The 26,919-nt window shown below is 45.7% G+C and carries 14 protein-coding genes and 1 tRNA gene; 10 read left to right on the forward strand and 5 right to left on the reverse strand.

Annotated elements, in window-relative coordinates; genetic code table 11:
* Positions 1-2 precede the first annotated feature (2 nt).
* The 5 genes from QUB25_RS20190 to cheB all read left to right on the forward strand — a co-directional run bounded on the left by QUB25_RS20190 (position 3) and on the right by cheB (position 9,230).
* Entirely contained in the window at positions 3-1,133 is a 1,131-nt protein-coding gene (locus QUB25_RS20190; protein WP_333185435.1) for a chemotaxis protein CheW, read from the forward strand.
* A gap of 402 nt (positions 1,134-1,535) precedes the next feature.
* The gene (locus tag QUB25_RS20195; RefSeq protein WP_333185437.1) at positions 1,536-2,996 is read left to right on the forward strand and encodes a methyl-accepting chemotaxis protein; all 1,461 of its coding nucleotides are present in this window, start codon (positions 1,536-1,538) and stop codon (positions 2,994-2,996) included.
* A 534-nt stretch (positions 2,997-3,530) separates the two neighbouring features.
* Entirely contained in the window at positions 3,531-5,240 is a 1,710-nt protein-coding gene (locus QUB25_RS20200; RefSeq protein ID WP_333185439.1) for a methyl-accepting chemotaxis protein, read from the forward strand.
* A gap of 126 nt (positions 5,241-5,366) precedes the next feature.
* Positions 5,367-7,865 (forward strand): hybrid sensor histidine kinase/response regulator, encoded by a 2,499-nt coding sequence (locus tag QUB25_RS20205; RefSeq protein ID WP_333185497.1) that lies wholly within the window; start codon positions 5,367-5,369, stop codon positions 7,863-7,865.
* 279 nt (positions 7,866-8,144) lie between these two features.
* Positions 8,145-9,230 (forward strand): chemotaxis-specific protein-glutamate methyltransferase CheB, encoded by a 1,086-nt coding sequence (cheB, locus tag QUB25_RS20210; protein ID WP_333185441.1) that lies wholly within the window; start codon positions 8,145-8,147, stop codon positions 9,228-9,230.
* Between the two features lie 152 nt (positions 9,231-9,382).
* On the opposite strand, the gene QUB25_RS20215 is transcribed toward cheB, so the two are convergent.
* Positions 9,383-9,769: a response regulator gene (locus tag QUB25_RS20215; protein ID WP_015175702.1), complete on the reverse strand. Its 387-nt coding sequence runs from the start codon at positions 9,767-9,769 to the stop codon at positions 9,383-9,385.
* 741 nt (positions 9,770-10,510) lie between these two features.
* Here QUB25_RS20215 and QUB25_RS20220 point away from each other — a divergent pair.
* Entirely contained in the window at positions 10,511-13,318 is a 2,808-nt protein-coding gene (locus tag QUB25_RS20220) for a GAF domain-containing protein (RefSeq protein WP_333185443.1), read from the forward strand.
* A 101-nt stretch (positions 13,319-13,419) separates the two neighbouring features.
* Positions 13,420-13,491: transfer RNA gene (locus QUB25_RS20225), tRNA-Gln, on the forward strand.
* 527 nt (positions 13,492-14,018) lie between these two features.
* Here QUB25_RS20225 and QUB25_RS20230 read toward each other — a convergent pair.
* The gene (locus QUB25_RS20230) at positions 14,019-15,521 is read right to left on the reverse strand and encodes a serine hydrolase (RefSeq protein ID WP_333185445.1); all 1,503 of its coding nucleotides are present in this window, start codon (positions 15,519-15,521) and stop codon (positions 14,019-14,021) included.
* A 192-nt stretch (positions 15,522-15,713) separates the two neighbouring features.
* Here QUB25_RS20230 and QUB25_RS20235 point away from each other — a divergent pair, with 192 nt between their 5' ends.
* Positions 15,714-16,820: an N-acetylmuramoyl-L-alanine amidase-like domain-containing protein gene (locus QUB25_RS20235; RefSeq protein ID WP_333185447.1), complete on the forward strand. Its 1,107-nt coding sequence runs from the start codon at positions 15,714-15,716 to the stop codon at positions 16,818-16,820.
* Positions 16,821-16,962: 142 nt separating this feature from the next.
* Here the strand turns inward: QUB25_RS20235 and QUB25_RS20240 are convergent, their stop codons facing one another.
* On the reverse strand, positions 16,963-18,348 hold the full coding sequence (locus tag QUB25_RS20240; RefSeq protein WP_333059846.1) for a D-alanyl-D-alanine carboxypeptidase: 1,386 nt from the start codon (positions 18,346-18,348) through the stop codon (positions 16,963-16,965).
* Between the two features lie 421 nt (positions 18,349-18,769).
* The gene (locus tag QUB25_RS20245) at positions 18,770-19,105 is read right to left on the reverse strand and encodes a hypothetical protein (RefSeq protein WP_333059845.1); all 336 of its coding nucleotides are present in this window, start codon (positions 19,103-19,105) and stop codon (positions 18,770-18,772) included.
* 567 nt (positions 19,106-19,672) lie between these two features.
* Between QUB25_RS20245 and QUB25_RS20250 the strand changes: the two genes are divergently transcribed.
* A complete protein-coding gene (locus QUB25_RS20250) occupies positions 19,673-20,188 on the forward strand; it encodes an HNH endonuclease (RefSeq protein WP_333059844.1) in 516 nt (171 codons plus the stop codon).
* A gap of 269 nt (positions 20,189-20,457) precedes the next feature.
* Positions 20,458-20,856, forward strand: coding sequence for an alr0857 family protein (locus QUB25_RS20255; RefSeq protein ID WP_333185451.1), 399 nt, complete (start codon positions 20,458-20,460; stop codon positions 20,854-20,856).
* Between the two features lie 114 nt (positions 20,857-20,970).
* Here QUB25_RS20255 and QUB25_RS20260 read toward each other — a convergent pair whose 3' ends face one another.
* Positions 20,971-26,790, reverse strand: coding sequence for a CHAT domain-containing protein (locus tag QUB25_RS20260; protein ID WP_333185453.1), 5,820 nt, complete (start codon positions 26,788-26,790; stop codon positions 20,971-20,973).
* Positions 26,791-26,919 lie beyond the last annotated feature (129 nt).

The raw sequence follows: 26,919 nt of genomic DNA on the forward strand, positions 1-26,919 counted from the left end.
ATATGGAAACTAAACCGTATCTTATCTTTGAACAGAACGGTTTTCTCTGCGGTATAGAAGCCTGCTACGTTCGGGAAATTTTCTTTTTGCCGGAGTTGACAGCAATTGCAGAAGCACCTCAAGATATTGTTGGGGCGATCGACCTTCGGGGCGAAATTCTGCCCGTGATGGATCTGAATCTTCGTTTTGGATACGTTTGGCAAGAGTATTCTGTGACAGATAGTACGATCGTCATAGAGTGGCAAGAATCGAAAGTCGGTATAATTGTCAATCAAGTTCGCGAAGTTAAGGAACTCTCAGAAGAGGCCATCACTCCGCAGCTATCTTACGGGCGAGAGAATTCAGAAGCCTCTCATTATTTTATAGCTGGACTTGCCCGCAGCGAAGCCGATATTATCATGCTGCTGAATCTCGATCACTTAATTCGATATTCTCCCGAAAAGTCACAGGAAAGCTGGCCTGTTTCTCCAAGCAATGCAGGTAGTGAAGCAGCAGCAGGTGAGGCAGAGACGGAAAATTTACACGGGCAAATAAGTGCAAAATTGTTAGGTAAAACTCCTAAAATTTTGAGCAAGCGTCACGTTTTTTGCCCGCAGGCTACCCCGGAAGAAAAAGCAATTTTTCAATCGCGCGCTAATCATTTGAGGCGGCGAGGCGAGGGGGAAAATGATGCTGCAATTAATATGTCCCTGGCGGTGTTTGTTTTGAATGGCGAATACTTTGGTATTCATTTAGATCTAGTCCGCGAATTTACTGATATCAACCAAGTAACTCCGGTTCCTTGCACTCCCGATCGCATAGTGGGAAATATAAATTTACGGGGAGAAATTGTGACGCTAATTGATATTCGCAGTGTTTTAAATATGTCTTTAAATATGTTAGAGACTGCAAATTATCTCTCTAAGGCGATCGTTGTTGAAGTGGTCGATTTGGTCGCGGGTATAGTTGTTGACGAAATCTTAGATATTATATACTTAAATGTGTCGGAAATTGCTGCTGTTCCGGCAGCACTGCATTCTGCCAACCGCGAATATCTACGGGGGACAGCTATTTACGGAGAAAAAATGATGGCTATTCTGAACTTGCAAAAATTGCTGACAAAAGGGGGAGTAGTTGTTGATGAAGAGGTTTGAATCCAGAACAGGACTTACGCAAAGCATATCTGTCATGAGTCCACTGAAGCATCTCGCTTGATGCTTCATTTCGTTCGCAATCCCGATCCAACGCAGAGCTCAGAACGGGTAACGAGCGGGACTTAGCATGAGATAATTATCTTGAAATGCGTCCAGGACTAAAGAAGTTAGTTATACCACCATACGGTTAAGTTAAGCTCGATCCCTCCTAGCCCCCCTTCTCAATTGGGGACAAGAACTTACTCAAAGTTCTGGCAACGATGCGGGGGATGCGAGGGGGATCTCTAAGGAATAAATAGTTTTAACCCAAACGTATTGAGTTATACAAAATCTGCTTTTAAAGCAAGATGGGAGTAAGCAATTTAATTCGCGTATGCACGTGCATAAATTAAGGAGAAAAATATGTTTTCTAAGTTAGTAAAATTAAATATTAGAAATAGAATGCTGCTGGCTTATGTAGCGCCCGCAACTATATACTTGGGTTTTCCCGTGCTCGTTTATACAACTACTAATCAGGTGTTAAATAATTTTGCAGAAGTAGAAAGGATCGAAAATGTGCTCAGACACACAAATGATATGTCCGCAGGTGCTGAACAAATGGTACGGGGGATGCGCGGGTATTTAATCAATAAAAATCCGCAGTTTTTAAATGATTTTAAGACTGGTGGAGAATTAGCTCGTGAGTCGGGGAATAGTGCGGAGTTGAAGATGGAAAACCCTGAACAGAGAATGCGTTTAGAGAAGATGCTAGAGCTATGCAACGAATATTATGACGGTTCTAACGAAATAGTTGCTTTATTACAAAAAAATAATAGAACCGCAGCATTAGCTCTCTTTAACACCGGAAAACAGACACGATTTGTAGATGAATTTGTGGAAGTAAATAAGCAATTTCGCGCAGTAGAAGTAAAAGCGATTAAGCAAGCTACAGAAAAAACGAAGCAATCCTTAGTTTTCTTGATATCGGCATTGGTATTTGGTTCCGTGTTTTTATTGGTGTTAGGTGCGGTTATAGCTTGGCTGATTTCGTCAGGAATTGCCCAAACCATCGATCGCGCAATTAGCTCGATCGCCGCTTCTTCCACTGAGATTGCAGCCACCGTCGAAGAACAGGAACGGATGGCAAGTCAGCAAGCAGCTTCAGTAAATCAAACTACTACTACAATGGACGAATTGGGAGCATCTTCTAGGGCGACATCACAGCAAATAGAAACCGCCGTGGTTCAAGCAATGCAAGCTTTGAATTTAGCTGGAGGTGGCACCAAAGCTGTAGAACAAACTTTAGAAGCAATGGCAACTCTGAAAACTAAAGTTCAGGATATCCAAGGACAAATTATAGAGTTGAGCGAACAAACAGATCACATTGGTAATATCTCAACTGTAGTTAGCGATTTGGCCAATCAAACTAATATGTTAGCACTCAATGCTGCTGTTGAAGCAGTGCGGGCGGGAGAACACGGTAAGGGGTTTGGCGTGGTGGCGTCAGAAATTCGCAAACTTGCCGATCGCAGTAAAAAATCAGGAGCCCAAATTAATCTATTAGTTGCTGATATTCAAAAGGCGATTAACTCAACAGTAATGGTAACAGATGAAGGAACTAAAACAGTGGAGTCTGGCGTGAATATTGCCTCAGAAACCGCAGCGGCATTTGCAGGAGTTGCCAATGCCATTAACAATGTGGTTTTGAGCTCTCAGCAAATTTCGCTGAATGCCAAACAGCAATCGATCGCGATCGAACAGGTAGTGCAAGCTATGAACTCTCTCAATCAAGCCGCAGCCCAAACCGCTTGCGGTATCAGTCAAACTAAAGTCGGTACTCAAAAATTGAATGAAGCAGCCTTAGATTTGAAAGCAGTTTTGTAGGAGATCGATGAATTATAAATAGTTCCCAAAAAATGCGAAAAAAATATATGCTTAAAAATTAAATCAATGGCTGTGGCGATCGGCCTCGCTACAATTCCAGCGATATTAACGGGAGTAATAACTTGTTTCTTGGCCAATCCGAACCTAATCTCAAATCAGCAGTGTAGTTAGTTGTAAGTTATTATTTGGGAGTTGTTATTTTTACTTTACTACCAATTCCCAATTACCCATACTTGGGCTAAGCGAGCGTACAATTTCCCAATTCCCACTACTTGGGCTAAGCGAACGTACAATTTCCCAATTCCCAATACTTAGACTATGCGATCGTACAAGTTACCAGTAACCAATTCCCCGTAACCAATGATGAACAAATTTTTCCAAAAAATGCAAAACCGACTGCTCCTCCTTCTAATTTTAAGTACATTGATTCCAGTATCTATTGTTGGTTGGTATGGAATTTCTTCTTCAACAGAAGCATTACAAAATTTAGCATTAATAACCCTTAGTGACAGTGTTGATTCCACCGCAAATCAAATGATTAACAAATTTGAAAATCTGAGAGCTGATATTTTGTTTCTTCGTAAAACTCCCCCAGTCCAGGGAATGATTAGAGCTAGAGAAGGAAATGGAGTAGATAAACAAACTAATTCAACTTATAAAGATTGGGTTTATCGAATGCAACTCACATTTTTATCCCTGATGGAAGCCAAGTCATATTATATGCAATTGCGTTACCTAGATAACAGCGGTAAGGAGATCGTGCGCGTAGATTCTGACGGCACAAATATTAAAGTTATTCCAGATTCTCAACTACAAAATAAAGCAGACAGAGATTACTTTATGGCAACTAAGAAGCTAAAATCAGGAGAAGTCTATGTGTCTTCTTTAGAGCTAAATCAGGAAAGGGGGAAAATAGAAATTCCTTACAAGCCAACAATTCGCTACGCAACTCCAATTTTTAATTCCAAAGGAGAAAGACAAGGTATTTTGATTAGCAATGCTCTGGGTAGCACTCTGATCGATAGGGTTAAAAATTTTAATCATGAATTATCAGATCAATCTTTTATCTTAAATCAAGATGGGTATTATCTGGCTCATCCCAATCCTAAAAAAGCATGGGGATTAGAACTAAAAACCAAGGAAAATGTCAAAAATGATTATTCAGCAGGCATTGTTGCTAAAATAATCTCAGGTGGCGAGGGAAATATTGAGAATAGGGATCTAGTGATTAGCTATAATACAGTTTTTCCCAGCAAACAAAATACCAAGAAATTTTTAGTAGTTGTGGATACTTCACCCAAGAAATTGCTATTCAATTCTATTGATGATCTTCAAAAGATAGCAGCGATTATTGCTATAGTTTCTCTGGCTGTGGTGCTGGGATTTGGATGGTTTTTTCTGCAAAAGATTGTTGCTCTCATTCGGGGGCTGATTTACCAAATCTCGTCATTTTCCCGGGAAATAGAATCTAATATGAGTCGGCAAGAGCAAATAGCAGATAGGCAATTTGTTTCGGTTAATCAAACAACTATAACTCTAGAAAATTTGGGCAGATCTTCTCAGCAAACAGCCGAGCAAGCTGAGTCTGTTGCCATTGCCGCTCGCCAAGCTTTAAATCTAGCCGAAGAAGGCACTAAAAAGGTAGATCTAACTCTCAATCAAATGCTGAATCTTAGAGAAGCTGTGGTGGCAATTTCTCAGCAAAATCATCGACTCGACGACAGCACGAGTCAGATTGGCAATATATCGACTCTCGCAAGTTTGGTTAGCGATTTAGCCAGTCAAACTAATATGCTGGCTCTCAACGCCGCTGTCGAAGCAGTCAGAGCCGGCGAGTACGGTAAAGGTTTTGCGGTGGTAGCAAGCGAAATTCGTAAGTTAGCAGATGAAAGCCAACAAGCAGCACAAAAGATTAATGGTATTATTCCAGAAATTAAGGGCGCGATCGACTCAACGGTGAAAGCAACTGAAGATAGTCGCAAAACGGTTGCAGAAGGGGTAAAAACAGCACAAGATACGGCAGAAGCTTTTACGGGTGTAAGGGAAGCTTGCAATCTGGTGTTTGCTAGCAACCAGCAAATTTCATTTAATGTTAAACAGCAGGCGATCGCGATTCAGCAAGTAGGTGATGCGATGATTTCTATGAAGGAATCAGCGTCTCAAACAGTCAGCGGCATTACTCAAGTAAAAATCGGTACTCAACAACTCACAGAAGCTGCATTTAATCTTAAAGAAGTAGTGTAGTCATGAGTCATTAGTCATAAATTATGAGGCATTAGTTATTAGCAAGCGACGGATAATTCAACATAACTATCATTACCAATTACCCATGAGCCATGCTCAATTCCCTATTACTCAACAACATATATGATGATTGAAGATCAAGAACTTCGAGATGTATTTAAAGTCGCTAGTCAAGAACACTTACAGAAACTAGACGACGGATTGCTGTACTTAGAACAACATCCGAGCGACTTAGCTAAGGTAGAACAATTGTTGCGAGAAACCCATTCTCTTAAAGGTGATGCTGGGATGCTAGGCGTAAAAGATGTAGCATCTTTAGCTCATCAAATGGAGCATATTTTGGGAGCTGTCAAGCGGGGAGAAACTCAACTGAATTCCGATATTAGCGATCGACTTTCGCAAGGTTTAGACGCCATGCGAAAACTCGTTAACGAAGCCGTTACCGGCGAAGATTCCGGCGTTAATACTTTTTACATCCTCGCTAGCATGATGGGTGCTTCTAGTGAGTCACAGCCACAGGCAGCAGCCTCAATATTAGATTCCTCATCTTCACAAGTACCAGAACAACCGTTGGTAGAACTGCAATTTACTGAGCCTGCTACCCAAGAACTAGAAACAAATGGTGAAACTTCTGAATTCCTTAACTTAGAGAAAAATTCCTCTTTTTTACCACCCCTACAATCCAAGCCCGAATTTCTACTGCAAGCTCAAAACTTGCCTGCACCTTCTGGGCGCGCCACTGAGTCGGCTTTGCAGTCGGCAGTTACTGCATCATCAACCTCATCTTACCGCATTGAAACCATTCGCGTTGCTACTCAAAATTTAGACGATTTAATGACTCAAGCAGGGGAACTTACTGTCACAAAAACTCGGCTAGGACACCGAGTTGCAGAGATCGAACAAATTACAACTTTGTGGGAAGAGTGGAGCCGAGAATATTTTGTAACGAGCTTGACTGTTGATCGGATGCAAATAGATGAAAACGGTATAAAAGCCAACGGTAAATTTAGCCAATTGCAGGATTACTATCAACGTACAGAAGAACGTTTAGAACGTCTCGGAACTTTAGTCAACCGCTTGAGAAATCGAGTTTATGAAGATACTGCCAGACTCGAATTAATCGCTGAGGCACTAGAATCAGGAATTCGCACTCTGAGACTGCTGCCTTTGTCTACTATTTTTAATTTATTTCCTCGAACTGTTCGAGACTTAGCAAAACGGGAAGGTAAAGAAGTTACATTAGTGATTGAAGGAGGCGAAACTACAGCAGATAAACGCATTTTAGAGGAAATGAAAGACCCTTTAATGCACATGATTAGAAATGCGATCGACCACGGCATTGAAACTGTTGAGGAGCGGAAAAAACTAGGTAAACCTCCCGTGGCAACTCTCCGAATTAAAGGCTATAATATTGCTAGCAATATTATTATTGAAGTTGCTGATGATGGCCGGGGACTAAATCTAGAGAGCATTAAACAAACTGCTGTAAAACGTAATATTTGTACGCTTGAACAACTGGCAGAGATGACCGAAACTCAAGTACAAGCTTTAATTTTTACTCCAGGTTTTTCAACCAAGAAATTTGTTACCGAAGTATCGGGTCGCGGGGTGGGTTTAGATGTAGTTCGCACTAATGTTGAAGCCCTAAAAGGTAGTATTCAAGTAGAGTCTTTACCGGGAAAAGGATGCACTTTGAGGCTGCAAATCAGCACGTCTTTAGCTACAGCAAATGTATTAATTGTCCTCGTTGAAGACATTCCTTATGCTCTGCCAGTCGAGTTTGTAGACACGGCACAACAGGTGGCTCAGTCGGAGATATTTGCTATAGAAGGTAAGGAAACTATACTTTCCAATGGTCAGCCTCTGTCAGTGGCTCATCTGACAGATTTACTAGAATTAAACAATAGAAAATGGTGGGACAAAAATAGGTACTTGAGACAGGAAACCGGAAGCGAAATTCTGAGAAAAAATCACAACTACTTCCGAAATTCAACTTCTTCAAAAATGCCTTGTATTGTTTTAAAAGTTGGGGAGGAAAGATTGGGATTATTTGTAGATGCTTTGATAGACGAACAGGATGTTGTGATGAAACCTCAAAGCCAATTGCTGAAACGGGTGCGAAATGTTTCGGGTGCCACAATTCTCGGTACAGGGGAAGTTTGCATGGTACTCAATCCCCACGATTTGATAAAATCTGTACGCCAGCAAGTTTCGTCCCGTGGGGTTTCTGGTGCGCGATCGCAACTTGAGACTGCCAGCAGAAAACAAGTTATACTATTAGCAGAAGACTCGATCGCCACGCGCACTCAAGAAAAGCGCATCCTGGAAGGTGCGGGTTACGAAGTTGTGACTGCAGTAGACGGATTGGATGCTTTCCATAAATTAAAAACTCGCGATTTTGATGCTGTGATTTCTGACATACAAATGCCAAATTTAGATGGTTTGGCTCTGACTATTAAGATTCGGGAGCAAAAAGAATACAGTGAGTTGCCGATAATTTTAGTGACATCCTTGGCATCGGATGAAGATAGAAAAAGAGGGGCTGATGCGGGGGCGAATGCTTATATTCCTAAAGGTACTTTCAATCAAGATGTGTTGGTAGAGACACTAAAAAGGTTAGTTTAGTCATAAGTCATTACTCCTTGGTTATGAGGCATTTGTTATTTACTACCAATTAGCACAGCTCAATATCAAGTGCCTAGTTCACCATTACCTGTGCATCGATGCCCAATGCCCAATACTTTGACTACGCGGTTACTGAGCGACTCGTGCTGAGCTAGCCACTCGCCCTGGGCGCCTTGCCCGCTAAGCTTCGCCGAAGGGAAGTAAGTCGAAGGTTAGCACAAGTGCCCGATTCCCCATTTCCCATTTCCGATTCCCCATTCCCCATTTCCCAGCAAACTGATGTTATCGCCCATTAAACTATTGTTAGTTGAAGATTCTCCAGTAGTTACGCTCGTCCTCAAACGAATTTTTGAGTCCTCGCCAGACATCCAAGTTGTAGGAACCGCTTGCAACGGATTAGAAGGACTAGAATTAATCCCCAAACTTCAGCCCCAAGTAATCTGTACGGATTTGGACATGGCGCCAATGAACGGGTTAGAATTTACGGAAGAAGTAATGAAGAAATATCCGCTACCAATTTTAGTAATTAGTGCTTCAGTGCAAGCGAATGATACTCAGAATGTATTTCAAGTGTTAAAGGCGGGTGCATTGGATGTTTTTCCGAAACCGATTGGCGGGTTGGTCTCTGATTACGCTCGCCTAGCCAATCAATTAATAGCTAAGGTGAAAATACTCTCAGGAGTTAAAGTATTTACACGGCATCAAAAAAAGATGCCAACAGAAGATAATAATCAAATAGTAAAAATCAACCACGCACCAGTTCCTAATTACAAATTCTCCAACGAAAATGTTAAATTTTCCACTATTAAAGTATTGGCTATAGGGGCTTCAACAGGCGGGCCGCAAGCACTGTACGCGATTATTTCTAAACTTCCCGCTAGTTTTCCAGTGCCTATAATTTGTGTCCAGCACATCAGTGAAGGTTTTTTGCAAGGATTAGTTGATTGGCTGGGTTATGAATCGAAACTGCCTGTTAAGATAGCTGCTTTTGGAGAATTGCCACAAGCAGGAACTGTTTATTTCCCGCCAGAAAAGCGTCATTTAGAATTGGACGCTCAAGGGCGATTTGTTTATTCAGAAGCTGCTCATGCTGCGGGACACTGCCCTTCTGTAACGGTGACATTTAAGTCGGTAGCTAATTTTTATAGTCGGGCAGCAGCGGGGGTTTTGCTGACAGGAATGGGTAGAGATGGTGCTGACGGAATGTTGGCGATCGCCAGAGAAGGGGGGTTGACAATCGCCCAAGACGAAGCTAGCTGCATTGTCTTCGGAATGCCCAAGGAGGCGATCGCCCTTGGTGCCGCCCAATATGTTCTACCTGTCAGTGCGATCGCCCCCCTACTCTTGGCTAAATTAAAAATTTAGGACTTACCTCCCTCGCAAATAGTGCAGAAGGGCCCGCCCCTCGACTTGTTAAAGAAGTCGAGGATCAGAGAGCGCGATCGCAACTTTTTAGTTCATTAATTACTCAAATTACTTCATTAATTACTCAAAATTGATTTTTTTCCTAAGTCCGATTATTTGATTTTGATAAACTTACCAATTACCTCGCGCAACTTATCAGCATCAAACGGCTTAGTTAAATACTCTGTTGCTCCCGCCAAACGCCCCTGTACCTTATCAAAGGCTCCATCTCGCGCTGTCAGCATTACGATCGGCAAATTCTGAAACTGAGGCAAGCTCCGCACCGTGCGGCAGAGTTCCAATCCGTCAATTCCAGGCATCGAAACATCCAGCAACAAAACAGAAATTTGTTCGTGATAAATCGTTGACAAAGCATCCACTGCATTGTCTGTTACGAGAACTCGAAACTCTTTGCTTAAGGCCTGTTTAACAAGTCCTTGCATCACGACGCTATCATCAACTGCCAAAATAGTTGGTACTTGACTGCTACTTGCAGACATATTCTTCTCCCTGTTTATTTATAGTTCTTGAAAATACAAAACATACTTCGTTCAGTTATTTTTTGAGAGTTGCCTCTACCCAATAATTGTCAACTCCGTTGGAGAGTTAGTTGAAACTTTACCCCTGTTTTTTTACCTCAAACTCGAAAAAAGGGATTGGGAGAGTGGTCGATCGGCAATTACAACAGTTGCAAAATGTGCATCAGGGCCCAGAAACCCTAAAAGGTCGAGTTTGAACAACTATTGTTACAAAGTTTAACATCTTACCAATCTTTTGTAATTCATCTCCTAACTGTAGTTGAACTACCGGCTAAGGCACAGCTCGGTAAAGGACACTGGTATTGTGGCACAAACCCCTGATTTAAATCTACCAGCAAGCCAGCTACCCACGATTAGACAAGTCTGTTAAAATACAATTAAACTGATAAAAAAATTCTAGGTAAGCAATAGTCATATATTTTGGAAAGCTGCTTCCTCCCAACAGAGGCTCTTAGATTTAGAGAGCCGGAGGTATTCAAAAGCATAGTCAACTGGAAGTATAATTTATATAGTCTTAGATCTGGGGTGCTCTAACTCCGATAACTCAAAAGTTTCCCGATCAGTCAAGAGGTTAGTCTGAATTTGGCGCAAGCAACCTGCGCCGAACTTGCGCCCCGAGTCTCCCAGCACAGAATTCATAGCTTGTTTTTCAAGGGAAGTATTGAGAAGGGCGGTTGCCAGCAACTAAACGGGCAGTTACACATGATGAAAGCACCCTTGCCTCTTGGTAAAAAAGTGTTCAAGCTCCATAACATTGATTTGTATCAGCTTCTTGGCTCTGATCCAGAGGCTTGCTTGGACAGTTTGGTTGGTTTGGCAGCTCATATCAGCCGAAGTCCTATTGCTTTCTTGAGCTTGATTGACGGTAACCGCCACTGGTTGAAGTCGCAGTTAGGTATCGATCAAAATTTGACCCAGCGTTACCTGAATTTTTGCGATCGCGCCCTAGACCCAACTCCCGAAGATTTCGCCCAGAGTTCAAACTCAAACTTGGAATTTGACCGGGCAATTTCCCTGCAACAACCGCCCGTTGCTCCCGAATTTGCGATCGAACTTCCTATAAATTCCTTTAAAGAACTGCCTGCCGCCATTGTTCGAGACGCTTCCACAGATATGAGATTTGGCGATCATCCGCTGATCGTTTTCTACCCCTTCGTGAAATTTTACGCCGGAATCCCAGTTGTTAGCTCTGAGGGGCAGGTGCTGGGAGTGCTATCCGTCATGGACTCGGTGCCGCGAGACTTGACAAAAGAAACGATAGAAGCTGTGCAAGCTTTGAGTCGGCAAGTTGCGAGTTTGGTGGAGTTGCGCTGGCAATTAGTCCAAGCCCAGAAACAGTTGCCAGAGGTAGAAGATATCACCTCGGAGAGCCCGCAAATCTCGGAGTTAGTTCCTGGCTCGAACCGCGACAGCTTGTGTGCCGTCCATACGCCACAGAGCAGCATGAGAATATACGCAACAAAAGAGCTCCCAACGCTGGGGGAAACAGGCAAATCTCAATATGTGTGGGAAGCTTCAGCGGGCATCGGACACGCGGACGATACCCAACAAATCCGAGAAATCGTTGCCGGCCCCCGCGACACCTCCGATCGCCAACTAACGGCAGCGTCCCTACAAGAGCGATCGCGGTTGGGAACCCTGCAAGCTAAAGTCGGTGCAGCCCTCGGACAAGGCGGGAAAATATCGGTCATCCTCAACCGCTGCACTGAGGCAATGGTAGAGTACCTCGACGCCACAGGGGTGAGCATCTGGACTTTTAACTTGCAGACAGAGCGGTTAGAATTGCAGGCAAATTCAGGACTTAGCAGCCAAGAGTGGGCACCGGAAATAGAAGATTGGGTGCGAACAGAAGCGGGAAACCTCCAAACGGCTCCTGTGTGCCTACTGTCGAACCCGTCTCTGTGCACCATTGCCTATCCGCTGATTGTGGAAGAGCGACTGGTGGGAGTGATGGCTCTGTGCAGTAGCGCTTTGGCAAGCGAGGGAGCGCTAGAAGTTCTCGGCTGCATGACTAACGCCATCGCTGTGGCGATTGATCGCCACGCAGCCCGAGAAGAATTGTTGAGCCGCCGGGAAGGCTTGCTGTTCGGCCTCGCCAGCCAGATGCGAAATTCCCTCGACCTCGACAAAATTTTAGATACGGCTGTCAACGAAATTCGCAGCTTGTTACAGGTTGACCAGTGCTACTTTTTGTGGTACTCCATCTCGCGAGAGGGGCAGCCAAGCTTTGCAATCACCCACGAGGCGGCAAATCCCGAAGTGAAAGACCGGCTTACAGAATACCCGATCGAACAAGTAACCCTGCTGGCCGAGAAAATTTGCCACCGCCAAACGCTCCGGATTGGCGACGCGGCAACAGCACTCTGCATCGAACAGCCGACGCGAGATTTTTTGACCAGTATCGGGATTGTTTCTAACCTGCTGCTGCCGCTCAAGACTCGCTCCGGTCAAATGGGGGCTGTAGTTTGCAACCATTACAGCAGCCACCGTTCCTGGGCGACGAGCGAAGTGGAATTGCTGCAAGCGGTGGTGGATCAACTGGCGATCGCGATCGACCAAGCCGAACTCTACGCCCAAACCCGCGCGGCAGCCTTAGCCGCCCAAACTCAAGCCCGCCAACTGACGGAAACTTTGCAGCAGTTGCAGCAGAAAGAAGCTCAGCTCATCCAAAACGAAAAAATGTCCTCTCTCGGTCAAATGGTCGCCGGCGTCGCCCATGAAATTAACAATCCGGTTAATTTTATTTACGGCAACTTGACTTATTGCAAGCAGTACATGAAAAATCTGCTGGATTTACTGCACTTGTATCAAAAGCATTACCCGGAGCCTTGCCCCGAAATTCTCGACAAAAGCGAAGAAATCGATGTTGATTTCATAGTGCCGGATTTGCTGAAAATTCTGTCTTCAATAGAGATGGGAACTGAACGCATCCGCCAAATTGTCCTGTCTCTGCGGAACTTCGCGCGGCACGACGAAGCAGAAATGAAGCTGGTGGACATTCACGAAGGAATTGACAGCACGCTGCTGATTTTGCAGAGCCGCGTCAAGTCAAATGGGCTAATACCGGGAATTGAGGTAATTAAAGACTACGGTAACTTGCCGAAGGTAGAGTGCTATCCCGGACAGCTCAACCAAGTATTTATGAATATTTTGGCGAATGCGATCGACTCTTTGGAAAATCAGCCTCCACCCAAGACGATCAAAATCTCGACGGCGGTGGTGAACCCAAACTCGGAGGCTGATGAGTCAGGAAAGTCAAGCGGTCAAGTTGTGGTGATTCGGATTCAAGACAGCGGACCCGGATTGGCCGAAAAAGCTAAATGCCACTTGTTTGACCCTTTCTTTACCACTAAACCTGTGGGCAAGGGTACGGGACTCGGCTTGTCTATTAGCTACCAGATTGTGGTGGAAAAACACGGAGGAAGCTTGAACTGTATCTCGAAACCAGGACAGGGAGCGGATTTCAGGATTGAAATCCCGGTAGCTCGCCCCCGTGCGATCAGAGCATAAACCTGCGGGCGATCGCTTCCAAAAACATTTTTAAAATTTTCTTGTCAAAATGCTTGACAGATTGCTGTGTTTGAATGTTAAGATAGTGAAGGTTAAGACGTTGGGGCGTCGCCAAGTGGTAAGGCAGCGGGTTTTGGTCCCGCCATTCAGAGGTTCGAATCCTTTCGCCCCAGTTAAATTGTGTCAGGTCAATCAATTGTTTAACTCATCGTTGAGAGTTAGCGATCGACCGACGGGAGACAAACAACTTCCTAACTACAAATCTAATTAGGACTTACTCACAGGATATAAGAAACTGGGTTTCTTGCTGCGGGTTTTACCTAAAATCCTAGATTTGTGGTCAAGAAATTGTTTTTTTTGGTCGCCAGTGCCCATTTTTCGCAGAAACCGTTGTTTGTGCGTAATCTCACTTCTGACTGCGCCGGAATTGTATAGCAGAAGGAAGAAGGAAGAATCAATAAAATCAATCGTTTCAGCCATTAACAGCGTCCTAACCGTCGGGCGCGGTTGCTATAAAATCGAGTTAACATTCAACACTCATATCAAATCCGGTTGCATTGGAATGATTAAACCAATCTTGATGCAGAGAATACAGAGGAAGAGAACAGAGAGATGAATAATTCCGATGCTACCGGATTTGAGATCAACCATCCTTCAGTTTTTCAACTAATAGTCAACATTCAACAGGCCCTACTCCATATCACTGCACAGTGCTGGGGCCACGAGCATTTAGGCGATCGAAAACGTATCGGGAAATTGCAGGAAAGGCTGTTTCGTCCTTGGCATAAGCCGGATCGTCTGCAAAAACAACTAAGATATAAATCGCGCGATCGTCTAAAGTTCTGACAAAGGCCGCTTCGCTGCGGGATTTGGAAGTATAGCCTACTTTGGAACCAAAATAAATATTAGTTGGTAAAGATTCGCCCAGAAATCCTTGTATCGAATTGCTAGGGTCATTTTTCCACGCCTTGGGGTCTAAGTCTCTCGTTAGCAAGTAAGCCATTTTGCGGCTGGCGACGCTGGAAACGGCTTGTCTAGTATAGATTTCATATATTAATCTGGCGGCTTGGTCGGTAGTTACTTGATTGCGAATCGGCTGAGAAGCATCGCCCCGCAATTGCAAGTCGCGACCGATTGGCCCTTCTTGTCTTAAATAGTATATGGGATAATTTTTGGTGCTTATACGAAGATCATTGTAGCCGGCAGACTGGAAAAATGTGTTAATTTGAGTGCGCTTTTTCAGCCATGTTTGCAACTCTTCTCCTGCGAGCCGTCCGCCGGATTTTGTATCTGTGATTTTGTCTAAAAGCCTGCTGGCAGCATCGTTGTTGGAGATGCGAATCATTTGCTCCAGGTCGTTTTTAAAGGCAGATTCTTTTTGCGTAATGAGGCCTTTTTCAATGGCTGAGTAAAACGCTGCCATCCAAAATAACTTGGCAACACTAGCGGGAAATCGGAGAGTTTGATTTTGATATCCGGCGAAGGTGTGAGTTTTGGAATTGCTAACATCAAATAAGGTAATTGATAGCCGTTCTGCAGGCAATCCTTTGCTGGTTGCAATTTTCACAGATTCATCAACAATCCCTTGCAATTCTTGAGAGTAAACGGGATTGGGAGGTGTTTTGATGTTGTAGCTAAACGTAGGCTCGCTTTGACGATCGGCTAAATTTTCCGATGGTTCAATTGTTGGAGGCGAGAGTGCTTCTTGAGGCGAGACGGCCTGTTGAGCCAAGATGACTGGCGGTTCTGGGGGACGGCGAATTCTGAACGGTATTGTGACAATCCAACCGATCGCGATCGCCCCGGCGATTAAGCACAGGATGTTACGGTATTTTAGCCGAGAAAATTTCGTCCTCACTCGGCGACGAGATGGCACTGGGCGTTCGCTGCTTTGGCGTCGGCGTCCGACTGGGCGCTGGCTGCTTTGGGGTCGGGATTGGATTAGACCTGTTGCATGAATCTTTGCTCGATCGGTCAACCGCAGATACAAGGGAGATGAACGCAGATTAACCCAGATAATTTCAAGAATTGAGAGCGACTTTTGCAAGAGGTCTATGGGGCGTCGGGTCTGGATTGGGCGACGAGATGGGACTGGGCGCTCGGTGCTTTGGCGTCGCGACTGGACTGGACGCTCGGTGCTTTGGCGTCGGGACTCGATTGGGCGTTGGGGCCCGATGGGGCGGGGTCGGCGTTCTACTTGCATTACAGTTTTGTGCTATCAAACTCGCACGATCAGTTTATAATAGGGCGGCATCTAAATGACAAGTGTATCGATCTAGTCCGCTGTTGCCAATTTTATCGGTCTACTAGGCTGATTGAGACTTCTAGTAATTGTAAAATGTAATTGTAAAATTTTCAGGATAGCACTGAGTTGAAGCAAAATCCTTTGAAAAACATGAGAAATTTTTGGAGTCTGGCTGTTTTGGGATTTGCGATCGTCGGCGTGAATAACTCTTTGATACCTGATGTTTGGGCATTTCAGTCTCAATCTGCTACGGGATATGTTGTCGAGCGACAAACAGCAGGACAGGGCGCGGATTTAGCGTTTTCCTTGACGGGAAAAAGCGAAAATCTGGAAATAACAAACAACCAAACTGTTTCCACTTTTCCGAGTATGTTTTGGGACTTCAACAATTTAGCGGAAATTTCCTATTCCGAATTGCTGAAGGTGCTGGCGAGACGCTCGGACTCAAATAATACGGAGAGAGAAACCGTTGCACAACCTGAAGACATAGCACGTTTTGAAAAGGTTGTACAGTATGCAAAACAACAAAATTTGCACGATCGCTCGATGGGAGAAATCGTCCAGGCGATCGCCGATAATTTCCTAGGAAAGCCCTACGCCGCAGGTTTACTGGACAAATCCGGCGAAGAAAAGTTGCTCATAACTTTGAATAAATTTGATTGCGTTTTGTTTGTTGAAACCGTTTTGGCGATCGCGAGGGGCGTAGCAGTACAAGATTACGACTATCAAAATTTTGTAAATCGCATAGAAGAACAGCGGTATTTAAACGGTAAAATCAACGGTTATTGCAGCAGATTGCACTATTTTTCCGACTGGATTAACGACAATCAAAAACGGCAAACAGTAGAAAATATCACGGCTGAATTAGGCGGAGTGTCCATGAATAAAACACTAAATTTCATGAGCCAGCACCGCAGCAGTTACCCGCAAATGGTCAAAGACGAAGCAACTTATCAGTGCATAGTCAGCCAAGAAGCAGAATTAGCAAAAACTACTGTTAATTACATTCCGACAAATCGGATAAAAAGTGTTTATTCTCAGTTAAAACCAGGGGATATTGTAGCAGTAGCTACGGATGTTAAAGGATTGGATGTCACGCACACGGGTTTAGTTTACCGCAATGCTGACGGCAATATGGGCTTAATTCACGCTTCGCCGGCTGGGGAGGTGACAGTTGCTTACGACTTGCAGAGATATATTAGGAGAGTCGAAAGTGCGATCGGCATTGTAGTCGCTAGGGCCAAAACACCTGATTAAATTAGTTTGTACTCCTAGGGTGCATCAGCTTGCATTATTTTAGCTGAAAATTTAAAATTTCTGTGCTGACGCACCCTATAAACTCTCTTGTGGGGTGGGCACGCGAGCTCGCCCGGAATATACAATTTCAATGCACAACAGCTTATTGAACAATTTCGCTGCGAGATACCTTACTACTTCTAGCAGGATTTGGCGTTAATTCCGGCGGCGAAACTTGGACACTTCCCCACTCATTCAAAAAGCTTTTCAGCAAAACCTCTTGCTGAGTGCGAAATGTCTCGACATTTGCCCCTCCATTCATAATCACAAACCACACAGTTTCTTGTTTTTGAGTTGGCAGGGCTCCGCCCAAAGCGCTAACATTATCCAACGTGCCAGATTTGACTACTGCTAATTTGGGAAGCGCCCGTTCTGCCAGTATTCCTTGATCTTTCCCAACTACAGTTAAGACATCCGCAACTGTCATGCTGTAAGGTTCAAGATAGCGTTCTAAAGCTATAAATAACGCGCAAGCAGCCCGGGGAGAAATGAGATTTTCTTCGCTCAATCCCGAACCGTTGACGAGTTGAATTTCTGCGGGAGGAACTCCGGTTGCTGCTGCTGCTTTTTGCGCGACTGTTTTGGCGCCGCCGACAGTATCAGCTAGCATATCTGCCATGAGATTGTTGCTGTACTGATTCATTTTTTTGATCAGTTCGGTAAGGGGCAAAGAATAATGTTTGACTAAAGGCTGCACATCGTTGGGAGATGCTGGCAAAACTTGTACAGTACCCTCAATGGCTATTTGGGGTTTCGGCGTATTGGGAGGCAGGGTTTGATACTGGGCGGCGGCTTCGCTGGCCCAGATTTGACTGTTCAATCCTTGTTTGAGCAATTCTCCAGATTTGAGGGGATCGAGTTCAAAGTTCATGTAAAACTTATCGACAATTATCAAATTGCCACTGACTCGCTTGATCCCTTTTTGATTTAAGGCGTTACCGAGGGCGATCGCCTCTTCCCATACAAACAACGGGTCGGCGTTTCCCTGTACAATTAAATTGCCTTTTAATACGCCGTTTTCAATTTTTCCAGTTGTACCAATTAAGGTGATAAATTCATGTTCGGGCCCGAATTCTTGCAGTGCTACCAGAGATGTTGCTACTTTGGTAATAGAAGCGGCTGACAGAGGAACTGTACCTTGGTGATTGGCTAGCAAAGTATTGCCAGATTGTATCCAGACGCCTTGGTTTTCTTTGGCAAAACCTTGGGCTGCCAACCCGTTGAGATATTGCTGGATTTTGGTATTTGTGGGGGTTTCGGGATTGGTAGCAGAGACTATTAAGGGCTGAGGCTGACTTGGTTTAACTGGCGGCGGGGAAGATTCAGCTACAAGAGAGGGAGATGCAAGTTGAGGTGATTCAGTTACAGGAGAGGGAGATGCAAGTTGAGGTGATTCAGTAGCTGCACATCCGCCAATAATTGTGAGAAGGGCGATCGAACTCGCAGCAGTTAAGTAGGGGTTTTTCAGCATTACCTTAATTTTTTTCATCAAATGTACGATCGTCTGTTCGGCACGCCCGATGGAAATTTTAGCACTAGCCAGCGCGTTTTGGAGCCTCTGGAGCTGCGTTACCAGAATTGCGAACTGCTAACATTAGCTATCTTCTTATCCATCTTCCTTCGCGTTCTTTGCGTCTTCGCGGTTCGTTAAATAGAGATTGTTTAAAGACTGCGGAATTTTATACCAATAGTCCGGACTGTTTTTAGTTCGTAGTCTGAAACCATGGATTTTCCGTTGGTATCTCGATTGCCTTGGAGCCGGGAAACCCTTATTCTACGGTTGGTAATCAAAAACTGTCCGAAGTATTGAAATCTAAAATCTAAAATCTAAAATCTAAAATAGTCTGATCTTCAGCGCCTGGGGCCTTCACCCCAGGCCGATCGCTCTCACAAATTTTCGATAAACTGGTTTATCCGGCCATACTCCCTATACTCAGCGGCACCATTTCGCCGTGCATCGTCAGGCCTAATAACATCGGCCCGCCCGGTCGAATCAACTCTCCTGTAAGCGCGCAGCGTTCTTCCTGCTGTGCTGTGGCATTAATGCTGGCTCGAATATCCGATCGAGAAAACATCTGCCGATACTCTCCAGACTTCTGCTGCACGTAATTCCAGAGCAAATCTCGAATCAAAGCTTGATAGCCTTGATTGCCTGCGAGATCTTTAAGTCTCTCTTTGAGTTCTCTTTCGAGTCGAATGCTGGTGACTTCCATTTCGGTGGTTGAGGTTCTAGGTAGGGTATGCATAATTTTTTCTCCGTGACGGGTGGACATATGTGTAATATCAGTGTAGTATGTTTACAGCTAGATTGAAAGCCTCTTAACCACCTTCTGCCGACAGTGAAATTTCTCCCCACCTACTCCACCTATCAACTGAATTGCGATCACCCCACGGGTCACTCCGAGTCGTTAGAGCACGTCTTTAGGACGGGTTTTGCGACTGTCGCAGCGACCTCGTGGGCGGGCTTGGGCCTAATTAAACCCGGTTATAGTGGATTAGGACAAATTGCAGAAATTAATTACAACGAGGTAGACCGGGACGGTCTGCAAGTGGCACACCCATATCGAGATACGCGAAGCGGGAGGTACAGCTAAACGACTGTACCAAGACAGGATGAAAATTTGCCTTTAGCAGTTTTTCTAGCCCCCGCTTCTAAGTAAGAGAAGCGGGGGCATTTGATTGGATATTTGAGAAATTCGATCCGCTTGGGGAACTGGGAAAAAACCAGATGTAGCCAATGCTGAGGAAGCAAGCAAAATTCAAAATTCAAAATCTAAAATCTAAAATCCAAAATTGATGAGGAGGAGCAAGCCGTGACCGTAGTAACTGATGTATTGAGGCAATCTGTGGTGGTGTTTTCTCAGAATTACCTACCAATGAGCCGTGTCAACATCAAACGGGCGATCGTACTGTTGGTAACAGGCAAGGCTGAACCTCTCGATTTTAGCATCGGCAACGGCTGGCTGGTACGATCGCCCAGCACCAGCATCCACGTACCCGAACAAATCCGCTTGACTTTTGGTAACAGGGAACGCCTTTGGAAAGTGCCCCCGGTCAATCGCCGGGAAGTTCTGCGCCGCGATGCTCATTCTTGCCAATACTGCGGTAGCAATCGGCATTTGACGCTGGATCACGTGATGCCTCGATCGAAGGGCGGCCCGCATACTTGGGACAACGTGGTGACTGCTTGCGAACGGTGCAACTCTCGTAAGGGCGATCAAACTCCCATAGAAGCCGGAATGTCTCTGCGAACTAAGCCGAAAGCCCCCATACACCCCACTGTTGCTTTTGCCGAACTGTTTTGGCACGAATACCAAATTGGGGAATAGGGCATGGGGAATAGGGCATGGGGCATTGGGGCATGGGCCAAACAGGTAATTGGTAATTGGTAATTGCTAATAGTTAATAGCTAATTAAGTCCTGTAATTGAAAAGGATTTTAGGTCGCAATAGCAAACTTTTCATTCCGACCTATCCAATGCCCGATGCCCGATGCCCAATTCCCAATTCCCAATTCCCAATTCCCGATGCCCGATGCCCAATTCCCAATTCCCGATTTTCAATTTTAAACTTTCAATTCCAAATTTAGGGCTGTCAATATGCTGAAGTTGACTTACACTGAAACGGGCTTTAACCTGGAGCGTTTGGCTCAATCTCCCGAACAGTTAGTGGCGCTGCGAGTTGTGCTGGCTATGCGAGTTGGTCAAAGCATCAGCGTCGAACCGAGCACTGCGGCATTTTTGCTGCCCGCGAATTTGTCGGCGCTGCCTCTGTTGGAATCTGAGGCCCGCCGAAACGACAACGATGCGATCGCCCTTTGTGTTGCTGATGCTGACTTTGTAGAAGTGACTCTGCGCGGTACGTGGATTTCTGGGGCGTCTGAGGAGGCTGACGGCGTGTTTGCGACTGTTTTGGGCGATCGGGCAGAGCTCTTGCTGCTCAAACTCTGGCTCGAAACTCAGGCTGCTGCGGAGGTTGTCGGGGAAGTCGGCGATTAATATCGGATGTGGAAGGAAGAGGGAAGAAGCAAGAGGGAAGAAGCAAGAAGAAAATATTTTCTTCATATCGGACTCGGCCACTTTTTCCCCTTCTGTCGATCGTCAGTGGCGCACTCAATTCCATTCTCCTTGCAGCCCAAAAGCAGCCCAATAATAAGGAGATTGCCATTCTGGAAGCTGTAGCACTTCGATTTGCGCCGCTCGCAGTGCCGCAGCAGGCGCCAATTTATCCTGGAGCATTTTTTTGTAAAATCGTGTCATCAGCTCAGAAGTTACTTGGTCTTCAACACTCCACAAAGAAACCACCACACGCGGCGCCCCCGCATACATAAACCCCCTCGTCAAACCCACCAACCCTTCTCCTTTAACTTCTTTTCCCAAACCCGTCTGACACGCGCTCAGCACCACCAATTCTGCCGGTAAATTTAGATTGAAAATATCATTGAGTCGCAAGTAGCCATTTTGTAAAGTGCCTTTCTCATCAACCAAAGATAACACCAATCCCGATAATTCTGGATGTCTGCTATTAACAAATCCGTGCGTAGCGAAATGAACAATGCGATATTGAGATAAATCGGAACTGGTTGCCGTGGTACGATTAGCAGTAAAGTCAAGGGCTTGTTTTTCCAAATCATCGGGAACCAAAGCCAGAATTTGCTCAGCTTCAGTTCGCGAGAAAGGTAAGCGAGTCCAATAAATTTCAGCCTCTGATGCGGATCTTTGTAATTGTTGCGCTTCCAGGGGCAGACTTTCAACAGTTTGATTCTTGGTTGCAGGCGATGTACTCGTGCCTTTGAGCCGTTCGTCGTCCGGGCTAAAAACTGGATCTGCAAACAAGGCGATCGTCTTTGGAGCCGGTTGACGAGTCGCCATATCCCGCCGCAGAATAGCTAAAGTTGAAGCAGAAGGCAGATTAACAACTTCATGCTTAACTATTAGCGGTGCTTCAGATTTTTCCAGCGTAAGGGCGCCAAAAGGGATGTATTGCAAAGCGCCATCCGCAACAATTAGCAAGCGCTTGTTGCCCAACTCAGAAGCAACTGGAGCGAGGATCATTTGGCTTATAAGTGCAGCAGATTCGGCAACGATTTGAGGAGAGGTTCTCGTGGTCTCTTTGGTTAAAGTATCGCGGAAATTCTTAGCCGCGGCTTCAATCTCAGTGCGAGAAGGAAGTTCGTAACTGGTGAAAGAAGTTTTCGTCACCGCCCACAAGTAACTGCGCTCCTCACCCAAAGAATATTCTAAAAGTAGCGTATTGTCATCGATTACCTGTTGTTGAATTTGTTGCAGGTTGAGAGGTTCGGGATATTTGAGAGCAGCGTAACGAGGACTGCTGGCGCGAATTTTAGCTTCTATTTGAGCGAGTTCCTTGAGAACTGTGTCGATTTTTTGTTGAATTTCCTCCCGAGCTTCTTGCGTAGATTGAGCGATGACAATTTGGTATTTGCGAGTCTGAAAATCACTGAGTTGTTGTTGCAAATTTTGTTCTTGTGCTAGCAGTTGCGGGTCAACTCCTTGGCGAATATTTGCGCTGGCTTCGCTGAGGAGTTCAAGCAGACTGCGGGCGCGAGCACGTTCGCTAGCATGAAAGGCTTGTGCGTCGTAACCTTTATCTGGATTTTTCGGGTGCAGTTGCATCAACAAATCGATGTAAAACTGGTAATAATCTTGGTTGCGGGCAAAGTAAGACTGGCGCAGTTCTTGGCTAGCGATTTGGGTGCGGAGGTTTTCAATAATATTAATTGCGGTTTCGATTGGTGTTTTGGCGGCGGCGAGGTTATTTTGTTTGCGGTTTAAGATGGCAAGATTGTAGAGGATGTGCGCTTCTTCTGTTTTGTAACCGAGTTGTTGGGATAAAGATAAAGCTTGGTTGTAGTTTTCAAGGGCGGTAGAATTCTGACCTAAAGCAGCTTGTATTTTCCCCATCTGATTGAGGACTGTGGTTTCTTTTACTTTGTCGTTTAAGTGTCGGGAGATGCTCAGGGCTTGGTTGTAGGCATTTAGGGCCGTTGACCATTCTTTTGAAGCGATGTAGGTGCTACCAATGCCAGTTAAGGCAGTAGCTTCTGCTGCTAAATTACCTGCGGGTCTGGAGATTACCAGGGCTTTGTTGTAGGAGTCTAGGGCATTTTTCCAGTTTCCTGTAGCAGCCTGAATATTACCAATGTTGTTGAGGGTATTGGCGACTGTCGCTTGGTCATTTAATTGATAGAATAAGGGTAATGCTTGGTTATAGTAATCCAGGGCGCTTGTCGGGTCAGCTAAATCGATGTAGAGTTGACCAAAACTGTTGATAATGGCGGCTTCTTCGGCTTTGGCACCGGCTTGTTGCGATAAGGGTAATGCTTGATTGTAGGAGTCGAGGGCCGATTGAAATTGTCCGAAATGGGCGTAAATTTTACCCATTGAAAGGAGAGTGCGTGTGGCTTGGGCGTAGTTTCTATCTGCACGATAGAGTGCGAGGGCTTCTTCTAACTTTGCCAGTGCAAGTTGTTTAGATTCGACTGTGCTTTGGCTAGAAAGTTGAGTTCCTTTGATAAATGCTACTTCAGCAGCAGAAACTTTTATCCCAACTGATAAATCCCACAGGCGAGCAGTTCTATCACTACTAACAGTGAGGATTTGGCGACCATCAGGGCTAAATTTTGCATGGTTGACCCCATCCTCATGTCCTCGAAATATCGCTAGAAGATTGCCTTTTGCATCCCACAGATGGGCGGTTTGATCCTCACTGGCGGTGAGGATTTGCTGGCCATCGGGACTAAATACGGCGCTGTTGACAGAACTGTCATGATCTCGCAATACTGCTAGGAGATTGCCAGAAATATCCCACAGGCGGGAAAGTCTATCGTTACTGGTGATCAGGATTTGACTACCATCGGGGCTAAATACTGCACTCTCATCGTGACTGGAACCTTTATCTACATCCTTTTGCCCTCGAAACTCTGCTTTGAGATTACCTTTTATATCCCACAGGCGGGCATTTCCGTGGAAATCACTGCCTAGAGTGAGAATTTGGCGACCATCAGGGGTAAAGATTGCACTTTCGACACTCTTCTCATGCCCTCGGAACACAGCCAGGAGATTGCCTTTGGTATCCCACAGACGGGCGGTTTTATCTAAACTGGCAGTGAGGATTTGCCGGCCATCGGGACTAAAGACTGCACTGTTGACATCAATCTCATGTCCTTGGAATATAGCCAGGAGATTGCCTTTGATATCCCACAGGCGGGCGGTGTTATCACTACTAGCAGTGAGAATTTGACGACCATCCGGGCTAAATACTGCACTTTCAACCTCCTCCTGGTGTCCCTGGAACTCGGTGAGGATATTACCTTTGGTATCCCACAAGTGGGCGGTTGCACCACCACTTGTCAGGATATGGCGCCCATCGGGGCTAAATACTGGTTTTCTGACCTTTTTCTTAGGGGCTTGAAACTCGGTTAGAAGAGTGCCTTTGGTATCCCACAAGCGGATGGTTTCATCCCAACTAAGGGTGAGAATTTGGCGACCATCCGGGCTAAAGACTGCACGCTCGAATCCATACTTATCGTCCCGTAACTCTGCCAGTTGAGCGTTATTTTTAGATACGCTTTCCCGAAAAGTTTGCACTGCTGCCATTTGCTGGGCTTGGGCAGCAATTGCTACTGATACATCCCACAGACGGGCGGTGCCATCAGAACTAGCGGTGAGAATTTGACTACCATCGGGGCTAAATACGGCACTTATGACACCTCTTTCTATGTCATGCCCTCGGAACACAGCCAGGAGATTGCCTTTGGTATCCCAAACTTGTGCAGTTCCATCATAGCTAGCGGTGAGGATTTGGCGACCGTCGGGACTAAATACGGCACTGGTGACTCCTTTCTCATGGCCCCGAAACTCTGCCAATACATTGCCTTTGATATCCCACAGGCGGACTGTGTTATCCAAACTGGTGGTGAGGATTTGGCGACCGTCGGGGCTAAATATGGCTGTTTCGATCCGCTTCTTATGCCCCCGGAACACGACTAGGAGATTGCCTTTGATATCCCACAGGCTGGCGGTTTCATCTCGACTAGCGGTGAGGATTTGGCGACCATCCGGGCTAAATACTGCACTTCTGACGCTCCCCTCATGCCCGAGTGGGAATTCGGCCAGGAGATTGCCTTTGGTATCCCATAAGCCGGCGGTTTTAGAGCCACTGATTGTAAGGATTTGGCTGCCATCAGGACTGAATACTGCACTATGGACTATCAACTCCAAAACCCCCACTGCCATTTTCTGAAGCACCGAGAACTGAACGAGGAGGTTGCCTTTGCTATCCCAAAGGCTGACCGGGTAGCACTGGCAATCGCTGGGGATGATTTTGCTACCATCAGGGCTAAATACTGCATTGATGGAACTGTGCCCTTGCAATACAGAGAGGAGATTGCCTTTCGTGTCCCACAAACGGATGTTCTTACCATTGGTGGTGAGAATTTGGCGAGCATCGGGGCTAAATATTGCTCTATAGACCCCTTCCTGATGCCCCCGAAACTCGGTTAGGAGATTGCCTTTGAGATCCCACAACCGTGCAGCTTCATCTCGACTAGCGGTGAGGATTTGCCTGCCATCGGGACTAAATACGGCACTGGTGACAGAACTATTGTGTCCTCGGAATATTGCCAGTTGAGCGTTATTTTTGGACACGCCTTCCTGAAAGGTTTCCCTGGCAGCTATTTGCTCGGATTCGGCAGCAATAGCGGCTGATACGTCCCACAGACGGGCGATTTTATCCCCACTGGTGGTGAGGATTTGCCTGCCATCGGGACTAAATACTGCCCGTATGCTATTGTTATGCCCCCGCAACTTTGCCAGCAGATTGCCTTTGGTATCCCAAATTTGAGCGCTGCCATCCCTACTACTGGTAAGGATTTGGCGACCATCCGGGCTAAATCCTGCTAGACTCTCGACAGAACTCCAGTGGGAATCTCCATGCTGGCCAAACACAGTCAGGAGATTACCTTTGGTATCCCAAATGCGGGCGGTTCCCAAACTAATGGTAAGGATTTGGCGACCATCGGGGCTAAATATTGCACTTTCGACATGATATTCATGCCCCTGGAACTCGGTTAGGAGATTACCGTTGGTATCCCACAGGCGGGCAGTTTTATCCTGGCTGGCGGTCAGAAATTGCCTGCCATCGGGACTAAATACTCCACTGAGGACAATAGCCGTATGCGCCTGGAATTCTTTGAGAAGATTACCTTTGGTATCCCACAAGCGGATGGTTTCATCCCAACTAAGGGTGAGAATTTGGCGACCATCGGGGCTAAATACGGCTTTTAGGAAGCCTCCTGGTCCGTCACTTCTGGTCTGGAACTCTGCTTTGAGATTGGCTTTGGTATCCCACAAACGGAGTTTATCCCACCTGTCGGCTTTATCCAAAAAGGTACTAACGGTGAGGATTTGGCTACCATCGGGGCTAAATACGGCACTTTTAAGAGCAAACTGATCCTCAGACGCCCGGAACTCGGTTAGGAGATTGCCTTGGATATCCCACAGGCGGGCGGTTTTATCCCCACTGGTGGTGAGAATTTGGCTGCCATCAGGACTAAATACTGGAGCGAAGACTAATTTCTCATACCCTGGGAACACAGTCAGGAGATTACCTTTGATATCCCACAAGCGGGCGGTTCGATCTCCACTAGCAGTGAGGATTTGCGGACCATCGGGGCTAAATACTGCACTTATGACTCTCCCCTTATCCCCCACAAACATGGCGACTTGCCCGCCAAATGCTTGCACAGGTTGCTGCGTTCCTGATGCGCCTAGGTTTTCTGTTGTCGGTGATTGGGATGGTGTGGCAATCCTGGGTTGGCCGCTGATGGGGATGCTGTAGGTAGTAGCGAATACAACTCCGATCACCAGAGGGAGACAGCGATGCACTTTTCGGTATTTCTCTGGCAGCATAATTGTTTTTTGGGAGAGTTAAGAATTGGGAGAGGGGGGTCAACTAAACCTGTCTCTAGCGAATCCCTAAAAGCCAAAAGCTATAGTTTTTTGGATAGGCAAATCTGCTTAGCGTTGGCTCTTTTTTTA

The sequence above is a fragment of the Microcoleus sp. B3-D7 genome (assembly GCF_036705305.1).
In the GTDB taxonomy this organism is placed as follows: domain Bacteria; phylum Cyanobacteriota; class Cyanobacteriia; order Cyanobacteriales; family Microcoleaceae; genus Microcoleus.